This window comes from Flavobacterium sp. FlaQc-52 (genome assembly GCF_044007495.1).
In the GTDB taxonomy this organism is placed as follows: Bacteria; Bacteroidota; Bacteroidia; order Flavobacteriales; family Flavobacteriaceae; genus Flavobacterium; species Flavobacterium cupriresistens.
Genome location: NZ_JBIPCV010000005.1, coordinates 132,226 through 152,263, shown reverse-complemented (window position 1 = coordinate 152,263; position 20,038 = coordinate 132,226). Strand labels below are relative to the sequence as shown.

Genomic DNA, 20,038 nt, shown 5'->3' with positions numbered 1-20,038 from the left:
TTCTACATTAGTTTTTTGAAATCTGGATAAGGGTTATTCCTAAATCCGGATGTTCATTATTACGAGGCAAAGAAACAACGTCGGATAAACTACTACAAGTCCAGCTTTTTGTTGTACCCCAGTTGGACCCCGTTGGACCCCCAGTAAAATCAGGGAGAAAAAAAATAAAAAAAGCAGAAAATAAAAAGAGGAGGTTCTAAAATTGACTTCTAAAGAAAAAATAATTGGCTATAAAGCAAAAAATCCACCTTCAAAGGTGGATTTATACTGGTAGGTACAAAAGGAATCTAAAAAACAAAAATAGCACAGATATAGCTAATCTTAAGTTATAAGAGGATAGTGTCTCAACTGCCAAACAATAGCGTACAAATACAGTGTCATCAATTTTACAATTAACACTATCTTACTCCTTTACTCACTTTCTTTGCCAATTCCATAGCGTTATATACATTTAAAACTTTTCCTGATTTTGATAATTCTGAAAACAGTACTTTTTTGTTATCACTACCTGGCACTATAACTTCAAAATCGTAATTGGATCCCGAATCCATGATAATTTCTTTAACTTCTTTTACAGTGAGTTTAGGATAATAAGACCAGATTAAGGCAGCAGCTCCGCACACCATAGGAGCAGAAAAAGAAGTCCCTGAATCTGTTTTATATATATTTCCGGCTCCGGTTGTATAAATATTTTCGCCGGGAGCAAATAAATCAACATTTTGTTTACCGTAATTTGAATAATCAGAAACGAATTTTTCTCCTGTTTTTTGAGAAATAGATCCAACATTGATAAAATTATGGCAAACCTCAGTTATGTTGTCATAATCAAGATCGTTAGGGTAATTTGTCGCTTTATCTATATCAGAACGTTCATTTCCTGCACTGTGTACCAAAAGAACATTATGCTCTTCGGCATATTTAAAAGCATCTGATACCCAATCTTTATGCATGGAAAACTCTTTACCAAAAGACATATTAATTATTTTGGCACCATTATCTACAGCATATCGAATTGCCATGGTTATATCTTTATCATGTTCATCACCTGAAGGGGAAATGTTTAGAGGCATAATTTTCACATCAACAATTCCTTTTATACCTATATTATTATTTCTGTTTGCTGCAATAATTCCGGAAACCATTGTATTGTGATCCTGAATAGTACGAATACCTTTTACAGTATTACTAACTTTATTGTTGCCATATCCTTTTTCCAGGATATTAGGATTATCACCTATTGAAAGTCGTTCGTTATAATCTAAATTCAAATTTTTATTGACAATAGAATCTAATTGCGTTCGTTCGTCTTGTAATTTTTCTAAAGTATTTTGCCCCATATTTATGTTCGCAATCATTGAACCAATTAATGCTCCTAAATCTCTGTCGTCGTCATCGCGTCTTTGCTTAAACTCTTTATCATTAATTTTATATTTTTTGTAAAGACTGTCGAGTTGTGCATAAGCGTAATCTCCTTTAGGGAAAAAGTATTTCAAAGTGTCCTTTGCTTTAGGATATAATGCAGTTTTATAATTTAAAGACTTGAGCCATCTCTTGTAATAGGTATTCTTTTCTTTGAAAAATTCTTGAGCCCTTTGATATTCTTTAAATTTCCATAAGTCTTTTGAATCTATTTGAGATTCTGTTTTATCTTTAAAATATTTTCCCCATTCCTCTACTATACGAACATATTCATATCGATTCCATACTACGTAAGTACCACTTCTCGTACCTGTAAAACTCCATCCGTTAATGTCATCAATGTATCCGTTTTTATCATCGTCAATATGATTATTGGCAATCTCTTTTTTATTGGTCCAGATATGCCCTTGCAGATCTTCATGTTTTAAGTCAATCTGAGTATCTATAACTGCTATAATGATGTTTTTATTTTTAGGCTTCTTTTTATTTGAACTATACCATTTTTCTAATGAAATCCCCGGGATATTATCTTGTTGATAATCTTTTTGATGCCAAATAAGTAAAGAATTTTGTAATTCCTTACTTGAATTAGTAGCTGTAGCAGTAGAATTATTCGATTCTTTGATTGATTTACAACCTAAGAGAAGGAATACGAATAGAATAATTACGTAATACGATTTCATTATTTTTGAGAATATTTGTTTTCTTGAGCGATTCTAATGTTTATGAAATTCTTGATGATTTCAAAATTTTGGTATTTATTAATGACAGTCTCCAGAAGACCCTCCTTTGTCAGTTTTATTCGTATCCTTAGGATCATCGTCATGACCTGTCCCGCCTCCAATAATTAAACGTAAGCTATTTAATTTAGCCACTTCAAATTTTTCTAAATCAAATTTGTTATTTTTTTTTGTTTCTTTTTTAGATTTCATTGTTTTCAAATTATTAACATTATATGAACAAATATATAATACCTCATTTTTAGAACGGTATAAAAAAAGTACAAACCTATCGAAATTCCTGAATTTCGGATTTTGCAACCCTTAAAGCCTTTAAAATTAATTACTTAAAATTTGCTAGCTTCCAGTTTTTTTATAAAATAGGTTGGCTTAATTCCTGTTTTCTTATTAAATGCAGTTGAAAATGATTCTGCATTGTTAAAACCGAATTCTAATGCGAGCGCCTGAATAGTATATTTTCTTAGTTTATAATCTTCTTTAAGTTTATGGATAGCATATTCAATTCTCAAGTCATTTATATATTGAATAAATGATTTTTCTTTGTAGACATTTATTATTTTCGAAACATATTTACTGTTAGTTTCAAATTTAACAGATAAGTTTTGTACTGTTATATTTGATTCTAAATAGCCTTTATCATCTTCAAAGCGATTTAATTTTTCTAAAATTTGATTTATTAAATCTTGAGCGATACCTATATCCGCAATTTTATTTGTTTCGATTTTGACTTCATTTTCTTTATTTATTTTGTGATTAGAATCTTTACTTGTTATATCATTTACTATTTTTTCAAATCTGGATCTGTATTGTTTCTTTGTGCGGAATTGATACAACGCAAAACCGCCAATACCAAGGGTAGATAAAAATAAAAATCCTAAACTCCATCGTGTTTTTATTTTATCATTATTAAGACTAGCGATAAGGTTTTCTTTTTCAGAAATTAAGCGAGGCGTATCATATTCTTTATATAATAGTTTATTTAACTCGCGATAGTTTCTCTGTAAAGTACTATCAATAAGTGTGTATTTTGTTATATATTTCAACTGATTCTCTTTATCTCCCTGATTTTTATAATAATTAATGAGATAGGGGTATCCTTCTATAAACTCAGTACTAATTTTTTTTGTGGCTTCGTATATCGAATCTACTTTTATAAAATATTTTGCAGCTTTTGTTTTCTCTCCTATTCCACTATAAGATTTCCCCAAGTAAAAATAGGCAGCTAATATATTACCGGTATCATCATATCGAACCATTTCTGGTAGCGCCTTGGTGATGCTGTCCTTGGCTACATTATAATTCTTTTTTAAGACCTGGTTGGCTCCTTCATTTAAAACAAAAAGATATTGATGGTATTCATTTTTAGTTATTTTAGATTCTTTATAGCCCAGTATATTGTAATAGGATGTAGAGTCAGTGTTTTGAAGTGATTTGAAGCAATCTGCAATTCCAAAAATTACACTTTGGTAATCACGTGCAAATTTTCCAGTTCTGTAATTTGTTGTTTTATAATGATTATAACATTCTTTATAAATTTCAAGTGCTTCCGTATATTCTCCTAAGTCTTCAGATTTAGTTATAGCGATATATTCTCTAACGACGTAATAATAATCCGGATTAGTCAGTAGTGCAGTTCTTTCGGCCAGATTATAATTAATCATAGCTTCTTTAAATTTAAATTGTTTTTTTAGGAAATCCCCCTTTTCACAATAAGCAGCGGCGGGAAAAAATTTACTATTTGTATTCTTGGAATACTTTATCACACTATCTAAATATTGTATTGCTTTGTCTTTATCAGATTTATAATACAAAAGAGCGATTTGATAATTAGCCTTAGCTCTTCTCATTCTATTGTTTTCTCGTATAGCCTTAACCATATAGGCATTTGTATATACTATCTGTTTTTTGGGGTTACCAACGTTACTAAAATACAAGTCATGCAACTCATCATAAGATAGACTTCCAAGATCTTTTTCTACAATTTGTGACACTAATACAAGAGGAAACAGTAATAATATTACTTTTATCTGACGTTTAAAATAAAGCATTTGTATATCTGTTTTATAAAATAAACTAATAAGAGATATTCTCACAAAAAATTTATTCATTTTAAAAATTTCCCAAGTTACTAGTTTAAAACTGTTAATTTTTAGTTTTTTTATAAATTATATAAGAATTTGGTCTCGATATTCCCGAATTTCGACAATCATCATTTGTGAGAACTTAAATGTTCATTTAGTTTTGGCACTTCAAGAATATATTTTTTTTGCCATAAACCAATAGTAATCTAATCGCATGTTAAATTGAAAAATCCATCAATTCCAAACAAAAGGTTTTTTTAAGTATTGTGATTTTACAGGTTTAAAAATTATTGTGAAACGCTATGCCAAAACAATCCATATTCACTGCCGCTAAGAGAATAATTCAGATCATTTTATACTGTTGTTTTTGATACTCGCTAACAATGAAATTCAAAATACAGTTATGGTCTGATTCTTTGGCCTTATTCGATGAATCAGGTTTAGAAATTAAAAAATCATGAAAAAACTTTACATTACACTACTTTTTCTACCCCTCTTTGTGTACTCTCAGGACGTATTTTGGGAGAAATCCTATGGCGGGAAACATGCCGATTATCTTTTTGATGCCCAGCCCACAGCCGACTATGGTTTTATTCTCGCAGGAAGCTCTCTTTCTGATAAAACCGGAAATAAAACTGACGATAACCACGGCGATCTGGATTATTGGATCTGGAAAATGGATGAAAAAGGAGATTTCGAGTGGCAGAAAACTTTTGGAGGAACCGGATTTGATTTGCTGCAAAGTATAAAGTCCACCAGAGACGGAGGATTTATTCTCGCCGGTACTTCAAGCTCGGGAAATGGGTTTCAGAAAGGCGAAGACTGCAAAGGTATTACTGATTTTTGGGTTATAAAATTAACTGCCGCAGGTGTCCAGCAGTGGCAAAGAACCTTAGGTGGTTCTGGTTCCGATGAATTATTGTGCGCTTTTCAGACCAAAGATGGAGGCTATATATTAGGAGGCTCTTCAAGTTCTGATCCTCCCTCCCTTTCTAATACTGGACCAATGGGAAAGGCGTTGACAACCACAAAAGCAGATCTGTATAACAAATCCGAAAAAAGCAGGGGCAATATGGATTATTGGGTTGTAAAGCTAAATAAAGACGGAGATATTCAGTGGCAGAAAACCTATGGTGGACAATATGTTGATTTGTTACGAGGCATGGAACAGACTTCTGATAACGGTTACATACTGGCAGGTTACTCCAACTCTCCAATCTCAGGTGATAAAATAGATAGCGAAAAAGGTCTTGGGGATTATTGGATTATTAAGATAGATGACACCGGAGAAATTCAGTGGCAGAAAACTTACGGCGCCGATGGAGATGATCAGCCCTATGTAATACATCAGACCAGTGACGAAGGTTATATTCTCGGTGGTAATTCCAACAGCCGTAATCCACTTACTCCCTTAGGAGGAATAGTAAGTAATGGGACTGATTACTGGGTTCTGAAACTAGATAAAGAAGGAGATGTACTTTGGAGCAGAACTTATGATTTTGGAAAAACAGATTTCTTAACCTCCCTGGTCATCAATGACGACAAAAGTTACCTGATAGGAGGTTATGCGGCAACAGAAAGCAAACAATCTTTGCTCACGGCTGTGGCAAGTAAAGTGGGAGTAAATAAAGAAAAAGACGGAATCAATGATTATATAGCCCTGAAAATTGACCCAAAAGGAGAAGAACTCTGGAGCAAGACCGTTGGTAGTGGCGGCGAAGATATCTTAAGGAAATTAGTCGAAACCCGTGATGGAGGATACATAATGGCCGGGACTTCAAACTCCAATTCCTCAAAAGATAAAAACTCAAATATTGGGGCAAATGATTTCTGGGTGGTTAAGCTAAAAGACAAAACCAAAGCAGAAAAAGTAAAAGCCAGTATCGAAGCCATGCCTAACCCCGCAACAACTTACACCAATGTCATTATTGGACATGATTTTAAAAAGGGAACGGCTACTCTGGTAGATATTTCGGGACGTACACTGCAAAATTTCAGCATTTCAAACCGTACCGTACCGGTCGACTTAAGTAAATATTCCGAAGGAATCTACATCGTTAACATCAAAACGGATGTAAAAACCGAATCCGTTAAAGTAATCAAATCCATAAATTAAAAACCGCATGACTCTATTACAAACTCTCAACCGGGTAAGCGGCCTGCTTTTCCTGTTACTCCTTTTTGTTTCTTTACCAATCATTGCTCAGTCTGGCAAGTTTGACGACGTTTCGTTTTTACCCAATATAATTCCTCCCTCTCCTACAGCTGGGGAATTAGGAAAATTTGGAAACGTTCCGGTCGGCCTTTTTACAGGCGCTGCCAATCTTTCTATTCCTTTACTTAGTTTTAAAACCAAAGATTTAGAATCTCCGTTATCCCTTTTTTACGGCTCGAACGGAATAAAGATTGATGAAGTGGCTTCCAATCTAGGACTGGGATGGAATCTTAACTTTGGAGGGGTTATCACCCGTACCGTAAGGGACAAAAATGATGAAACACAAACTAGTATATATGCTCCAGATAACTTAAAAACGGCAACCTATGATGAAAAATTACAGTTTTACAAAGCAGCCAGTCAGGATAATGCCGATACGGAAAGTGATGTATATTCTTTCAACTTCAATGGAAACTCAGGAAAATTTGTTTATGACAAAAACAAACAGCCCGTTTTAGTTAATAACCAAAAAATTAAAATTGAAAGAGATCCAAAAAATAAAGACAATTTTTTGTTAACCACTACCAACGGTATTCAATACTTTTTTTCAGATAAAGAGTCTACAATCTTTAGAACCTCAGGGGCAGGACATTCTATACCTACAGGAGCTGTCACGGCATGGTATTTAAGTAAAATAGTACATCCTAATGGATCAGAAATTAATTTCACCTATGACGAGTACATGATGGAATACGTTGCCTCTGAATCTCAGACGCTGGCAATGTCCTATTTTACACAATTGGATTGTTCGGGTGTAACCTATGTTAAATCTCCAACCCTTAGCGGAATCGTTTCTCTGGATATGTCAGTGATAGGTAAAAAAATAAATAAGATATATAGCAACAATACCCATGATGGATACGTGACATTCACTTATTCTAAAGCCGGAGTTAACGAAGAAGTAGATGGTAATAGTAAGATAGAAAACATTACACTTATTAATGTTGAAAATGACACTATTGAGAGCATAAAATTTGATTATTTAAAAACAACAAACCAAAGGGTTTTTCTGCAGGGCATTACCTTTATTGACCCCACAAAAAAATATACTTTTGAATATCTGGACCAGTCCCAATTTCCTCTAAGACTTTCAAATAGTCAGGATCATTGGGGATATTACAATGGAAAATCAAATGTAAATTTAGTTGACAAAAACATCTCTCAGTATGGAAGCGGGTTTTATGATTTTGATTTTAACGGCGCTGACAAAGAACCCAATGAAAGTTTTGCTAAAATAGGATTACTAAAGCGTATTACTTATCCAACAAAAGGACATACGGAATTTGATTATGAAGGTAATACGTATTGGGGGGAGAAAACAACTTATCCTGCAAAAAAAACAGATAAATATGAAAGGAAAGAGGACGATCGTGATGATATAGTACACATTTATACACTAACATCTCCTATTGATCAGAGGGTTGAACTTACAGGTTACGTTAATTACGTAAATGGCCCCGCGCCAAAAGAAGGAGTTGAAGACCCTTATGATACCGGTAAAGAGACGGCCTCTTTACAAGTATTTTGTCAGAATGAATCGGGTCCAAATTGTCCCGGACTCTACACTTACACTCATTTTGGCGCACCGGTTAGTCATGATAGTTTCAGATTTATATCTGGACAAACAAATACTGCTTATCTGGATGTTAAGGCCGGTAAAACTTACGAACTCCACCTCTCTAAAGGCGGAATGCATACCTCTGCAAGACTATTTGTTTCTTATTATCCCACAGCACCGATAACCATTACTACCAATATTGTAACAGGTGGCGTAAGGATCAGGTCTACCAAAGATTTTACGGCTCTAGGTGCTATTCCGCTTTACAAACGATATTATTATGGCAGTAAAGAAGACGTCAATCATTCTTCTGGTAATAACGGCAGAAAACCCCACTACATGGATCTTTCTATGCAGAGAAGACCCTGCCCTACATTTTGCAGTTATGCGGATTTATATGATCTAGTGGTAAGCTCCAGTAGTATGATGTCTTTGTTTGATACCGGTAGTAGTAATTGTTATTATAAGTATGTTACGACTAGTGAAGGCGGGGACAACTTCGAAAATGGTGGTGAGACGAAAGAGTACATTGTCCACAGAGATAATTGGGTAGATGATTTTGATGATGCCGGGAATCCGGTAAAAGTGAATCATGAAATTAATTATACTAGTAGAATTCTGGGATCCATAGATATTAAAAGTGCCCCTTTTACCAATTTCGGATGGGATAATGGTTTGGAGATAAAATCACAGGTACTCCAGAAAAAAGAACCCAACAAACCTTTTGTTGTTCTTTCAGAAACTGAAAATAAGTATAAACTGGATCCTTCCTACTCTAAGGAAGTAAAAGGGTATTCCGTTAGAAAAAACTACAATGAAATTTGTTTAAATCCTAGTATAGTAGAAAACGTTAGTATAGTCGAATACAAGACAAAATCATATTGGTTTTATTTAGAATCTTCGATATCTAAAAACTATGATTTAAAGGGGTTAAACCCAATACAGACCCGTATTGATTATGTTTATAATAATCTTAATCACCTCCAGTTGACTTCACAAAGCACTAAATCTTCTTTAGCAGAGACTCTGGAAACCAAGTTTTACTATCCTCAGGATCTACCGTCAGAACCTTTGGTAACAGATATGATTTTTAGGAATATGATAGATACCAAACTAAAAACTGAGGTTTATAAAGCTGGAACAAAGATGTCTGAACAAAAAACAGTGTATGCCAAAGATGTCACCACCGGTAATCTGCTGCTTCCAAAATTTATCTACGCCGCCAAATTCCCCAACACCCTTTCTAATTCTTTAGAGAAAAAAATCACCTTTGATAAGTACGATGACAAAGGAAATATTCTTCAGTATACTCCTGAAAGTGGCATGCCAGTAGCTATCATCTGGGGCTATGGTAAAACCAAACCAATTGCCAAAGTAGAGAATATAACCTCCTATGATCAGGTGTTTACAGCATACAATGCCAACAATGATACTTTTAGAATCAATTTGCCTAGTGCACTGATTACCACTTTTACTTACAAATCTCTGGTCGGGATAAGAACTGTTACCGATCCTAAGGGGTTTACCACGACCTACGAATACGATGCTTTTAACAGACTCAATGTTGTTAAAGACAATCTAGGCAATGTCGTGACAGAGAATCTATACAAGTACAAAAACTAAACGAAGAAAAAGATGAAAAAATATATATTTAGTTTTGTATTGATTCTACTCGTTGCTGTAGGACATGCTCAAATAGCAACTCCAATGGCAGCTCCACCGGGCGGTGGCGGAGATGACAGACTCTATACCTGGTATTACGATGAGGATGGAGATGGCTTTGGTGATCCCAATAATAGCATTTTGAGAGCTACTAAGCCTACTGGTTATGTTTCCAATGATAACGATTGCGATGACAATCAAATACTGATACACCCCAATACATTATGGTACAAGGATGTTGATGGAGACGGATTTGGTGCGGGTACGGTTACGATACAAAGCTGTGTCAAGCCTACTGGTTACATAAACAACAATACCGATTGTAACGATAATAGTTTTTCCATAAAACCTACTACCATCTGGTACAAAGATGGCGATGGAGACGGATTTGGCGCTACCACTCCAACATTGGTACAATGTACACAACCCGTTGGTTACGTTTCAAATTCTTCCGATTACAACGATAGCACTGGCAATATAACCAACATTGCCCCGCAAACTTTTTACAGAGATGCAGATAATGATACCTTTGGTAATCCCGCTATAAGTGTTTTATACAGTGTAAAACCCAATGGTTATGTTACCAATAAAACAGATTGTAACGATGCCGACATTACAACAAACCCTAACACCAAATGGTACGCAGATGCAGAACGTGATGGCTTAGGTGATCCTGCTGTTTTTGTAACCCAGTGTACCACTCCGGCAGGGAATTATGTACGAAACAATACCGACAATTGTCCTTTATTAGATGGTACAAGTCCGAATTGTTCTACTATACTTTCCCCTTCCAATGAAAATTACATTATTACCAAAACCTATAAAGAACGTACTTCTACCGTTATAAAATCTCCTACAGTCAGCGAGGCTCAAACCAGTGTTACCTATTTTGACGGACTTGGGCGTCCTGTGCAACAAATAGCAAATAAACAATCAGCAAATGGAAAAGATATTATCACTCCTATTGTTTATGATGCCTTTGGGAGACAGGTTAAGGAGTATTTACCCTATGAAGCCAATTCTGTTAATATGTCTTTTGCAGGTGATGCAGAAGCTGCCACGATCGCTTTTTACAATTCGTCCCAATATGAGAGTACAACAAATCCTTTTTCAGAAAAACTACTCGAATCTTCGCCTTTAGGCCGGGTTCTAAAGCAAGCTGCTCCGGGAACTTCTTGGGCGATGAACAGCAGTCATGAGATTAAAATAGAGTATCAGACCAACACCGCTACAGAGGTAAAACTCTATAAGGCAACAGCCACTTGGGATGCTGCTGCAGGCTTGTTTGCAACTACTTTTGTAAATGCTGGAAATTATACTGCGAACGAGTTGATAAAAAATGTAACCTACGATGAGAACACGACGGCCACTCCAATAGAAACTGCCGGTTCTACGATAGAATTTAAGGACAAGGAAGGCAAAGTAGTCTTAAAGAGAACCTACGAGTCGGGTGTTAAACATGATACGTATTATGTATACGATCTGTATGGAAATCTAACCTATGTTATTCCGCCAAAAGCAGATGCCGGCATCGATAATACTATTTTAAATGACTTGTGTTATCAATACAAATACGACTACAAAAACCGATTGGTTGAAAAGAAACTACCTGGCAAACAATGGGAGTTTATTGTTTATGACAAATTAGATCGTCCAGTTGCCACAGGTCCTGCCCTATCCCCTTTTAAAGACGATACAACTATTGGTTGGTTAATCACCAAATACGATGCCATGAGCCGTCCAATTTATACTGGATGGAATGCTGTAAGCAGTACCTCTGCTGCCCGAAAAGCACTACAGGATGCTCAAAATGCTGCTACGGTTTTGTTTGAGACCAAACAAACCTCAGGAACCATAGATGCAATAGCCGTAAATTACAGCAATACTATAGAACCAAAAATATTTAAATTATTAACCGTCAATTATTACGATAATTATGTTTATCCTAACGCTCCAGCTATACTTACCAGTATAGAAGGTCAGACAGTTTTGGCCAATGTAAAAACACTCCCAACGGGAAGCTGGACCAGAGTTCCTACGACTGCTTTGGCTACGCTAGCAGAAGTAAACACGACCTTTTATGATGAAAGAGCACGCCCTATACGTTCTTATCTTTTGAATCATCTAGGGGGATATACTTCCGTAAATTCTAAAATTGATTATACAGGAAAACCGGAATATACAATTACCAAACACAAACGTACTTCAGGTACTACAGAATTAACCATTAGAGAGAATTTCACTTATTCTGCAGAGAATCGTTTGCTTACCCATACTCATCAGATTAACGGAGGAGCAACTCAGCTTCTGGCCGATAACAACTATGATGCCTTAGGACAGCTAACGAGTAAAAAGATAGGAAACACTACTGGATCTCCTTTGCAGAAAGTGGATTTTACATATAACATTCGAGGCTGGCTTACCCAAATTAATAAAACAGCTAATCTGCAGCAAAATACAGATCCTAAAGATTTATTTGCTTTTAAGATCAATTACAATACCACAGAAGCAGCTGTTGCGGGAGTAAATGCGTTGTTTAACGGTAATATAGCCGAAACTTTATGGAAAACAGGTTCTGATAATACCGAACGTGGTTATGGATATCAGTACGATAAACTGAACCGTTTAAAAAATGCTATCTACGAAAAAAATGGGTTAACCACCAATGCCTACAATGAGAGTTTGTCGTACGACAAAAACGGAAACATTATGACATTGACCCGAAACGGAGATACAGATCCTCAGTTACAGCCCATACAAACAGATAACTTAGTATACACCTACCCCGTCAATTCGAATCAGCTTTCTAAAGTAGTAGACAACAGTAACAATACCAGTGGCTTTAATGATTTTAATAAAACTGGGGACGATTATATCTACGATGCAAATGGTAATCTGATTACTGATAAGAGCAAAAGTATCACAGCCATCAGCTACAACCAACTCAATTTGCCAAAGAAAATTACATTTGGTACAAGTGGTACTATTGAGTATATTTACAATTCGGCAGGGCAAAAACTCGAGAAAATTGTAAATGAGACAGGGAAACCTACTGTAATGACCAATTATCTGGGAGGTTTTCAATATAAAGATAATGTACTGGAGTTTTTCCCAACAGCGGAAGGTTATGTAAAAAGCACCAGCGGGGCACTTACCTACATATTTCAGTACAAGGATCATCTAGGGAATATTAGAGTAAGCTATGCTAAAAACCCAGTTACAAACGCGCTTGAAATTATTGAGGAAGATAATTACTATCCGTTTGGGTTGAAGCACAAAGGGTATAATAATCTGGTTGCAGTATCAACTAATAAGTATAAATATAACGGGAAAGAGCTTCAATATGAGCTAGGGCTAAACATGTACGATATGGACATGCGTCAGTATGACCCAGCAATTGTAAGGTGGGTAGCTCATGACCCAATTGTTCATTATAGTCAATCTCCTTATAGTGCGTTTAATGGAAACCCTGTTTATTGGTCTGACCCTAGTGGAATGGCGGGAGAGCATTACAATTATCAAAAAGGTGGATATTACAATGGTTCTGGGCAAAGTATTTCTTTTTCAAATGCTATGGCAAGTTACGGATTAAATACAAATGGTAGTAAAAAAACTGACACGAATGAAAATTCAAATAATACAGCAGAAACATCTACTACAGAAAAAATTAACCCTAAAGAAGCTTTTGAATATCAACGGAAATATCCACGTACAATGCAAATATTAAGAAATTTAAATGGGTATGTAAGATCAAATCCAGAAATTCTAAAGAAATTATCTGAATGGTCAGGCTATTCAACTATGGAGGTTTTGGATAAAATAAAATACTCTAACAGCAGTATACTTATGGGTATAAAAGACTTACAAAGAATACATAAATATAATCCTGAAGGCTTAACTGAAAGTAGCTCACTTATTTTTCTTGATATTAGCAATGCAGAAATGTTAGAAACTATTCAAAAGAATGACGAATTACAAGTGTTTTCATTTTTTGTTGCAGTTACTATACTGCATGAATTTGTTCATGCCGGAAGAAAAGCTCATAGATTAGATCCCCTCGGAGAAACAGATGAAATGGGTTGGGGTTGGGAAAGGGCCACATTTGGAGGACATGTAATCAATGGTGGATTAATCGATCTTGACCTTGGGAATTTTTTCACTGAAAACAAAGGTCTAGTTAAAAAATACAAATGGAGTTTCAAAGATGCAGAATACAAATTACCACCACTTTTCTAAAAAAAAACAAATTATGATAACAAAATACATTTACTTAACGACTTTTTGTTGCTCGTTATTAGTTATTTCATGCAAAAAAGAAATTATTGTTGAAAAACAAAACGTTCAAGTTAATCCTGGACAAAAGTTTATTGAAGATAATTTTTTAACGATAGTTGATACAGTTGCCTATAGTAGAGGAGCATTCATAACTACTCCAAGCGACTCTATTTCGTATCCTAAATTATCAGTAAAACTATTTCAAAGAACAAATTATATAGAAGAACTAGAGGAATTTACAAATTCTTATTTTGCAAAGAATAAAGACTTAAGTGTAATCTTTAAGGATGTTATAGATAAAAAAGAATATTCAATAGTTACTTTAGATTCTAGTTTTCCGAAAAGTATAGGTAAATATTACTTTTTCTTTAATGAGAATGAGCAAGATAAAACCATGAAGTATGCTGGAAGAATAGATATAGAGAACTTTAAAATATATAGGAATAAAGCTGTGTTATTATTATCAAAATCAGTGGGAAAATATGGAACTACATTTATTGTCTTCTTAATAAAGGAGAATGGAACTTGGAAAGTTTATAAAAAAGACGTTTTACTCCTCTCGTAGTAGGTAATGTATCAAATGCGTTGGTGGTTAATTATTCCATCTCACATTTACAGATTATCAAGGATTAATATCGTAGTAAAAACTAAGCAACTAGAAGGTTGTTTAGTTTTTTATATTTAGGATTAAATCGAATAAAATTGTTTTAAATAATATTCCGCCTTACAGCTATATTGGCATAATTGTATTTATAATACAGTTTACAATTAATGAGATTAAGATTATTGATGATTAAACAATCCAAAAGAGTGCAAAAAAACACTTAGAATGTTACATGACCAAGGAAAATGGAATTAACAATGGGATGATTTTATTAAAACTAACTCAAATGCATCACCATCTCAAATATTTTATCAAGCAGAATCGAAGCTAAAAAAAAAAATGGATTAAAATGATGATCAAAAACATGCATAAATTCATGACCAACCAAAGTAGTTAAATAGGTATTATCTTTAAAAAATGTTCTTGATAGCCCCCAGAAGAAGTTGGAGCAACAGTAATTATTCGCACTAACGTGACGCTCGCACGAGCAAGAGATTAGATATTATTAAAATTAATATAATCGTCTAATTAACTCCGAAAATTCTTGGTACAAGTAATCATTGGGCTTAGTAAAAGAAAGTAATTTCTTAAAAAAAATTGAACTTTTTTCACGTGTTATAATTATGTAGCTAAGTTGCTTGTTACCTTTTTCATATCTAATTTCATATGAACCATATGAATAATTAGTTTTTTCATCAAAGCTAACTTGCGTATTATTTAAATCTACTATTTTAAGTATAGATATAAAATTATCATAGGATACAGACATTACATATACACGCACTTTACCTCTCTTTTCTGTTTTATTTACCACATTTCTATTATTGGGGGTAATAACTAACTCTATCGTAGGAAGCGGTTTATCCATCTCACCCTTCGGACTAAATAATATTGATTGTGCAACACACATATTAGTCAAAAAGAAAACAAATAGCAAAAAAAAATAGTTTTTCATATCTTAGTCTTTAAAATTCCCATTGTTATAATCTGAAATAGTTTTATTCTGAAAATCTAAGAGTTCAGTAACTGTGATAGGAGAAAGTAGGGCTTTCTCTCCTTTAATTTCAAGCCCCAAAGTTAATTACTTAACAAGTTTTAAAGGAACTTCATTTGATTCAATGATCCCTTCAAAAATTTCAACCTCATTATCATTAAGTTCATTCCTTACATATTTAGGAAGACATGACATGAGTGATTTAGCATTGCAACTATAATAAATTTGAAAATTTTCAGCATCCTTTAATCCTCTATAATACAAAGGATTAATTCCTTGTTTAGAATTAATTTCACTAATGATTGGAAAATTAACTATTGCCTTAAAAGTCTTCCTCTCTCCTGGACCGATTATGATTGAATTCTCAAATAAATTTGCTACATAATCAATATTTTTATTTTCAACACCTATTTTGTTATAATAATTGTTCTTAATACTGTCTGAGTAAATTTTGTTAGAATTGACTTCTCTATCAAAACTTACTAAAGGCATATTATATTTTTTAATTTCACCAACTTTGTCCTTGATTACGAAATAAGTGCTACCAGAAATTGTTAATTCCTTTTCAACAGAGGGATATATCTTTTTGTCAATAATAAAAAGTAATTTCTTGTCTGTTTCATTGGATATAACATAAGTAATAATGTTTTCCGATTTTGACCTCGACTCGCTGCTATTATAATTATAATTCATTACTGTATTGGTACTATCTACGAAATAGATTTGTTCATTTTCTATTCGGAGTGTTACGACCTTTTTATCCGTCGAACAAGACATTATTGTTAAAAACAATATTAAAGATATATTTCTCATTTATTTTTTATTTCTTATATTTTCAAAAAAGACTGGAAAACTTTTAATCTGATAATTACTAAAATGCTTATCTGCTACACTCATATATTGTTTAAATAAATAGTCATTACGGATGGGGCCTCCAAACCACCTCTCAATTTGATAAGCTCTCACTTCTGTCGTAGATCTTACTACACCATAATCTCCTAAATTGGCTTTACTCCACCATCCTCCCCATACATCGTATAAACCGTGATGGTTATCCCACGCATGCATTCCTTCATGGATTAAGTCAATAAACAATGTGAAATTAGTTTGAAAAGAATCTTGAGATACTCTGACCTTATGTTTACCATCATGGCCATAATCGGCATGTGCTCCAGGAATTGTATATTCATACTCAATATCAGGATTTCCAGCATCATTATATAACAAGTAAAGAGGTAATACACTTTGCCTCATATTCCATGCATATGAATTTTTTTTCTCGACCTCCGTAATTTTCTGATCAGGTGTATAATCTTGTTGGTTCAAATAAAATTTAGCATCATTATGTACTTTTTCTTCTCCACTATTAGTTAATCCAAGTGTACCATTAGAAAATGAAGCCGATGCTCCTACACTATTGATCTCTCTCATTATGCCATTACCAACATTAACATTGAAACTAATATCTTTTGAAGTGAAATTTTCTGGTGATGTGCCCCCAGAAGAAGATGGAGCTGCAGCCATACCATCTGGATCAATAAAATATACAGGGTTATTTAATGCATAAACATACGGAGAAAACTTACGTGACATTTCTGCCAAAGGGTCAATATTCATCCATCTTCCTAATGCAACATCATAATTACGTGCTCCAAAATCATACAAATTCAGCTGTACCCCACCAATACTTTCGTCTTGTAGTTCTTTATTATTGTATTTGTATTTATAAGTTGCATCGACAGAGTTTATAACAGGCGTAAGGACTACAAAAGGTGCCACTTGAAATTCCCTCATTATATTCTGTCCTGCACTATAACCATTATGCTTTAATCCTAAAGGATAATAATGGTTTTCTTCCATTATTTTCAGAACGCCATCTGAGGGATCTTTAACATAACTTAACCTATTATTACCTAAATGGTCCTTGTAGTTAAACACATAGGTATGAATACCTCCTGAGGGAGCCATATCTCCCCAAGTCACTTTAACATAACCTTCTGCAGTTTGATAAAAATCTAATACTCCATCGGTATACTGAAAACCAGTCAAATAATCGGTAGTGGTTATTGTAGCCCCGTTTGTTACTTCTTTCTTTACTTTAGTCCCACTAGTATTATAAGTATATTTAATTTTTAATGTTGCGCTATTATTGAATATTATTTCTATGGGTAGGTTTAAATGGTTATAAATTATAGAAGTAATCCCCTTATTTCTATCAGTTTTTAGATTCCCATAGGTGTCATAGCTATAGTCACTTACTGCGTTATCAGGGCTATCTTTGAAACCTTTAGAGTGATTAGAAGTGTCAGTAACTTTCATTAACCTGTCTGTTATTACTGTATCATAACTATAAACAAGATCGTCAATCTCTATTACCGAAGTCGATGTATCACTCTCACCATTGCGTTCAAGATTTTTAATATTACCATTAAGATCATAATAAATTTTCTCATTATATGAGTTCCGTACAGGTACACTAGCTTGAGGAATCTGATACCAGGAAGCTGTAAGCTGACTGAGCTTATCATAAGTAAAACCATAAGATCTCCGAATGTTATCGCTAGGTGTACGCCATGAAATTTCTGCGATATTACCATTATATAGGGCCTGTACTTCCCCGTTAATAGACTGGCTCGGCGAATCAGTATAATTTATACTAAGAGCAAAAAGATCTTGTGGGTCATTTGGCAGTGCAAGATCTCGAACATTATTAATACCTGTTAACCATCCCCTTATATTGTAACTATAATCAATTTTTTGTAATGCAGCTATTCCTGTAGCATCAGTCCCTCCAACATTTTTTCTTGTAAGTTGTCCTAACTCGTTATAGCTATTATGGGTCATAAGCTGTGCTGTACCGCTTCCTATTTTGTGTGTATGGCTCAGTAATCTGTCTTGTTGAGTATAAGTAAACTCTTCTCTTGTGGAAACGATACTCTCCAAAGCCGTTTTTCTATGACTGGTAATTGTATAAATTGGTGTCCCATCAAAATCAAGCTTATTAGTGGTTTGTGTATATCCTCCTAAATAGTTGGTAAGACGGTTTTTTATTACCCTTCCTTTAGCATCATATATGAAATAAGTAATTTCATTAAAGGTCTCGGTCGCAGTTGTAGGAACTCGGTTCCAGGAGCCAGTCGGTAATCCAGTCACAGTATTAGCAACTCCTTGCCCTTCAATATCAGTAAAAGGCGGCTCACCTGGGGAGCCGGTAAATTTGTAATTATCATAGTAATTCAACTTAAGTAGCTTAAATCCTGTCGGTAACACAAAACCAGTTGGTAAAATATAATCTGTGGAAATCGTATCAATAGTCGAAGAACCTGTTTTGTTATATCGTGTAACTGACATAGTACTTATATTGTTATCCTGTAATACTTTACGACTTGTAGATGTTATATTTGCCATTGGGTACCAGCCTGATATACATAACCTACCATAAACATCATATATATTATATATCCAACCTTCTTCACCAGTACCAAAAGGAGAATAAACGGGGCCACTAGCTATTACCCTGTCAGAACCATCATAAATAATATATTCCCATTTTTTTCCCGGGAGTTTTTTCTCAGTAAGCCTATTCTTACCATCATATTTGTAACTATAACAATTATTGGCATCATAAATGCCAAATGAAGATGGTGGCAGTACATAACTAAGGTTTCCAAATTGATCATATACATAATTGGTCGTAATAGCTGCATAACTTGATGTTCCAAACTGCTTGTTAACATAAGTGTTGTATGTCTTTTTTAATACAACTTGTCCTTCCTTGTTGGTGTATTCTTCAATAGTATTAAAATTACTTGTTGTGTTCTCCAGATTTATAGTACCTGTTTTATTTTCATCCTGTGTTATTGTTTTATATAATTCTCCTTCAGTATAACTTCCATTATTTACAAATGTTGGTTCATATTGTTTTGTAGTTGGACTCCATTGAGCATTCGCAGTAAGTTTTGCAGCCACTCCTGTTAAATAAGCATATTTTATGGTGTGGTCATTGTCATCATCAGTATTTCCTATCCAAATGTTTCCCGGTGCAGCTTGTTTTTTCGCTCTATTCAAGGGCGATACTTCAAAAAAAGTCTGGTTATATGGGTTGGGGGTGTTTTCAAAAGCAGCCGTATTATAAAAACTTAACGTGTTTGCTTCTGCTGATGTATCAAATAATAGATTGTTGTTTCCTGAAGCATAGGGAAGATATTCCATGGATTGCCTGCCATAGCCATCATATTCAATATGTCTTACAATGTCTTTTCCTGTCCCTGATGCTTTTCCATTTACTTGCTGTATAGCTCTGCCAAGTCCATCAAAATAAGTAACAATTATATTAGCTTTAGTTTCATCGGTTGTAGTAACCGGATCTTTATATGTAGCATTTTTTACAAAATTTTGCGTTGTTGTCTGACTTATTACGTGTAAAGGCAATAACAATAAAATATATAATATTTTTCTCATTTGTATCATCTATATCAATTATTGTTAAG

At 34.2% G+C, this 20,038-nt stretch carries 10 protein-coding genes; 4 read left to right on the top strand and 6 right to left on the bottom strand.

Annotated features, from left to right (window positions below):
- Window positions 1–398: 398 nt before the first annotated feature.
- The 3 genes from ACHRV5_RS11055 to ACHRV5_RS11045 form a co-directional block, all read right to left on the bottom strand.
- Window positions 399–2,102 carry a S8 family peptidase gene (locus ACHRV5_RS11055; RefSeq protein ID WP_395426783.1) on the bottom strand — a complete coding sequence of 568 codons (1,704 nt, stop codon included), beginning with the start codon at window positions 2,100–2,102 and terminating at the stop codon, window positions 399–401.
- A gap of 78 nt (window positions 2,103–2,180) precedes the next feature.
- On the bottom strand, window positions 2,181–2,351 hold the full coding sequence (locus ACHRV5_RS11050) for a hypothetical protein (protein ID WP_395426782.1): 171 nt from the start codon (window positions 2,349–2,351) through the stop codon (window positions 2,181–2,183).
- Window positions 2,352–2,485: 134 nt separating this feature from the next.
- Entirely contained in the window at window positions 2,486–4,267 is a 1,782-nt protein-coding gene (locus tag ACHRV5_RS11045; RefSeq protein ID WP_395426781.1) for a helix-turn-helix domain-containing protein, read from the bottom strand.
- Window positions 4,268–4,697: 430 nt separating this feature from the next.
- Between ACHRV5_RS11045 and ACHRV5_RS11040 the strand changes: the two genes are divergently transcribed.
- Genes ACHRV5_RS11040 through ACHRV5_RS11025 form a run of 4 tightly spaced genes read left to right on the top strand, consistent with a single transcriptional unit; the run spans window position 4,698 to window position 14,515 of the window.
- Window positions 4,698–6,356, top strand: a complete 1,659-nt coding sequence (locus ACHRV5_RS11040; protein WP_395426780.1) for a T9SS type A sorting domain-containing protein — start codon at window positions 4,698–4,700, stop codon at window positions 6,354–6,356.
- A 7-nt stretch (window positions 6,357–6,363) separates the two neighbouring features.
- The gene (locus ACHRV5_RS11035; protein WP_395426778.1) at window positions 6,364–9,636 is read left to right on the top strand and encodes an RHS repeat domain-containing protein; all 3,273 of its coding nucleotides are present in this window, start codon (window positions 6,364–6,366) and stop codon (window positions 9,634–9,636) included.
- Window positions 9,637–9,648: 12 nt separating this feature from the next.
- Window positions 9,649–13,911 (top strand): DUF6443 domain-containing protein, encoded by a 4,263-nt coding sequence (locus ACHRV5_RS11030; RefSeq protein ID WP_395426777.1) that lies wholly within the window; start codon window positions 9,649–9,651, stop codon window positions 13,909–13,911.
- A gap of 13 nt (window positions 13,912–13,924) precedes the next feature.
- On the top strand, window positions 13,925–14,515 hold the full coding sequence (locus ACHRV5_RS11025) for a hypothetical protein (protein WP_395426776.1): 591 nt from the start codon (window positions 13,925–13,927) through the stop codon (window positions 14,513–14,515).
- A gap of 550 nt (window positions 14,516–15,065) precedes the next feature.
- Here the strand turns inward: ACHRV5_RS11025 and ACHRV5_RS11020 are convergent.
- From ACHRV5_RS11020 to ACHRV5_RS11010, 3 genes are all read right to left on the bottom strand, one after another.
- Complete coding sequence (locus ACHRV5_RS11020; protein WP_395426775.1) at window positions 15,066–15,509, bottom strand: hypothetical protein; 444 nt, start codon at window positions 15,507–15,509, stop codon at window positions 15,066–15,068.
- Between the two features lie 126 nt (window positions 15,510–15,635).
- Window positions 15,636–16,361 carry a hypothetical protein gene (locus tag ACHRV5_RS11015; RefSeq protein WP_395426774.1) on the bottom strand — a complete coding sequence of 242 codons (726 nt, stop codon included), beginning with the start codon at window positions 16,359–16,361 and terminating at the stop codon, window positions 15,636–15,638.
- Window positions 16,362–20,009, bottom strand: coding sequence for a DUF6443 domain-containing protein (locus ACHRV5_RS11010; protein ID WP_395426773.1), 3,648 nt, complete (start codon window positions 20,007–20,009; stop codon window positions 16,362–16,364). It lies immediately after the preceding gene.
- Window positions 20,010–20,038 lie beyond the last annotated feature (29 nt).

What these genes read in the sequence shown, in the direction of transcription:
- ACHRV5_RS11055 (WP_395426783.1), bottom strand. Translation starts at nt 2,102, where the DNA reads ATGAAATCGTATTACGTAATTATTCTATTCGTATTCCTTCTCTTAGGT.
- ACHRV5_RS11050 (WP_395426782.1), bottom strand. Translation starts at nt 2,351, where the DNA reads ATGAAATCTAAAAAAGAAACAAAAAAAAATAACAAATTTGATTTAGAA.
- ACHRV5_RS11045 (WP_395426781.1), bottom strand. Translation starts at nt 4,267, where the DNA reads ATGAATAAATTTTTTGTGAGAATATCTCTTATTAGTTTATTTTATAAA.
- ACHRV5_RS11040 (WP_395426780.1), top strand. Translation starts at nt 4,698, where the DNA reads ATGAAAAAACTTTACATTACACTACTTTTTCTACCCCTCTTTGTGTAC.
- ACHRV5_RS11035 (WP_395426778.1), top strand. Translation starts at nt 6,364, where the DNA reads ATGACTCTATTACAAACTCTCAACCGGGTAAGCGGCCTGCTTTTCCTG.
- ACHRV5_RS11030 (WP_395426777.1), top strand. Translation starts at nt 9,649, where the DNA reads ATGAAAAAATATATATTTAGTTTTGTATTGATTCTACTCGTTGCTGTA.
- ACHRV5_RS11025 (WP_395426776.1), top strand. Translation starts at nt 13,925, where the DNA reads ATGATAACAAAATACATTTACTTAACGACTTTTTGTTGCTCGTTATTA.
- ACHRV5_RS11020 (WP_395426775.1), bottom strand. Translation starts at nt 15,509, where the DNA reads ATGAAAAACTATTTTTTTTTGCTATTTGTTTTCTTTTTGACTAATATG.
- ACHRV5_RS11015 (WP_395426774.1), bottom strand. Translation starts at nt 16,361, where the DNA reads ATGAGAAATATATCTTTAATATTGTTTTTAACAATAATGTCTTGTTCG.
- ACHRV5_RS11010 (WP_395426773.1), bottom strand. Translation starts at nt 20,009, where the DNA reads ATGAGAAAAATATTATATATTTTATTGTTATTGCCTTTACACGTAATA.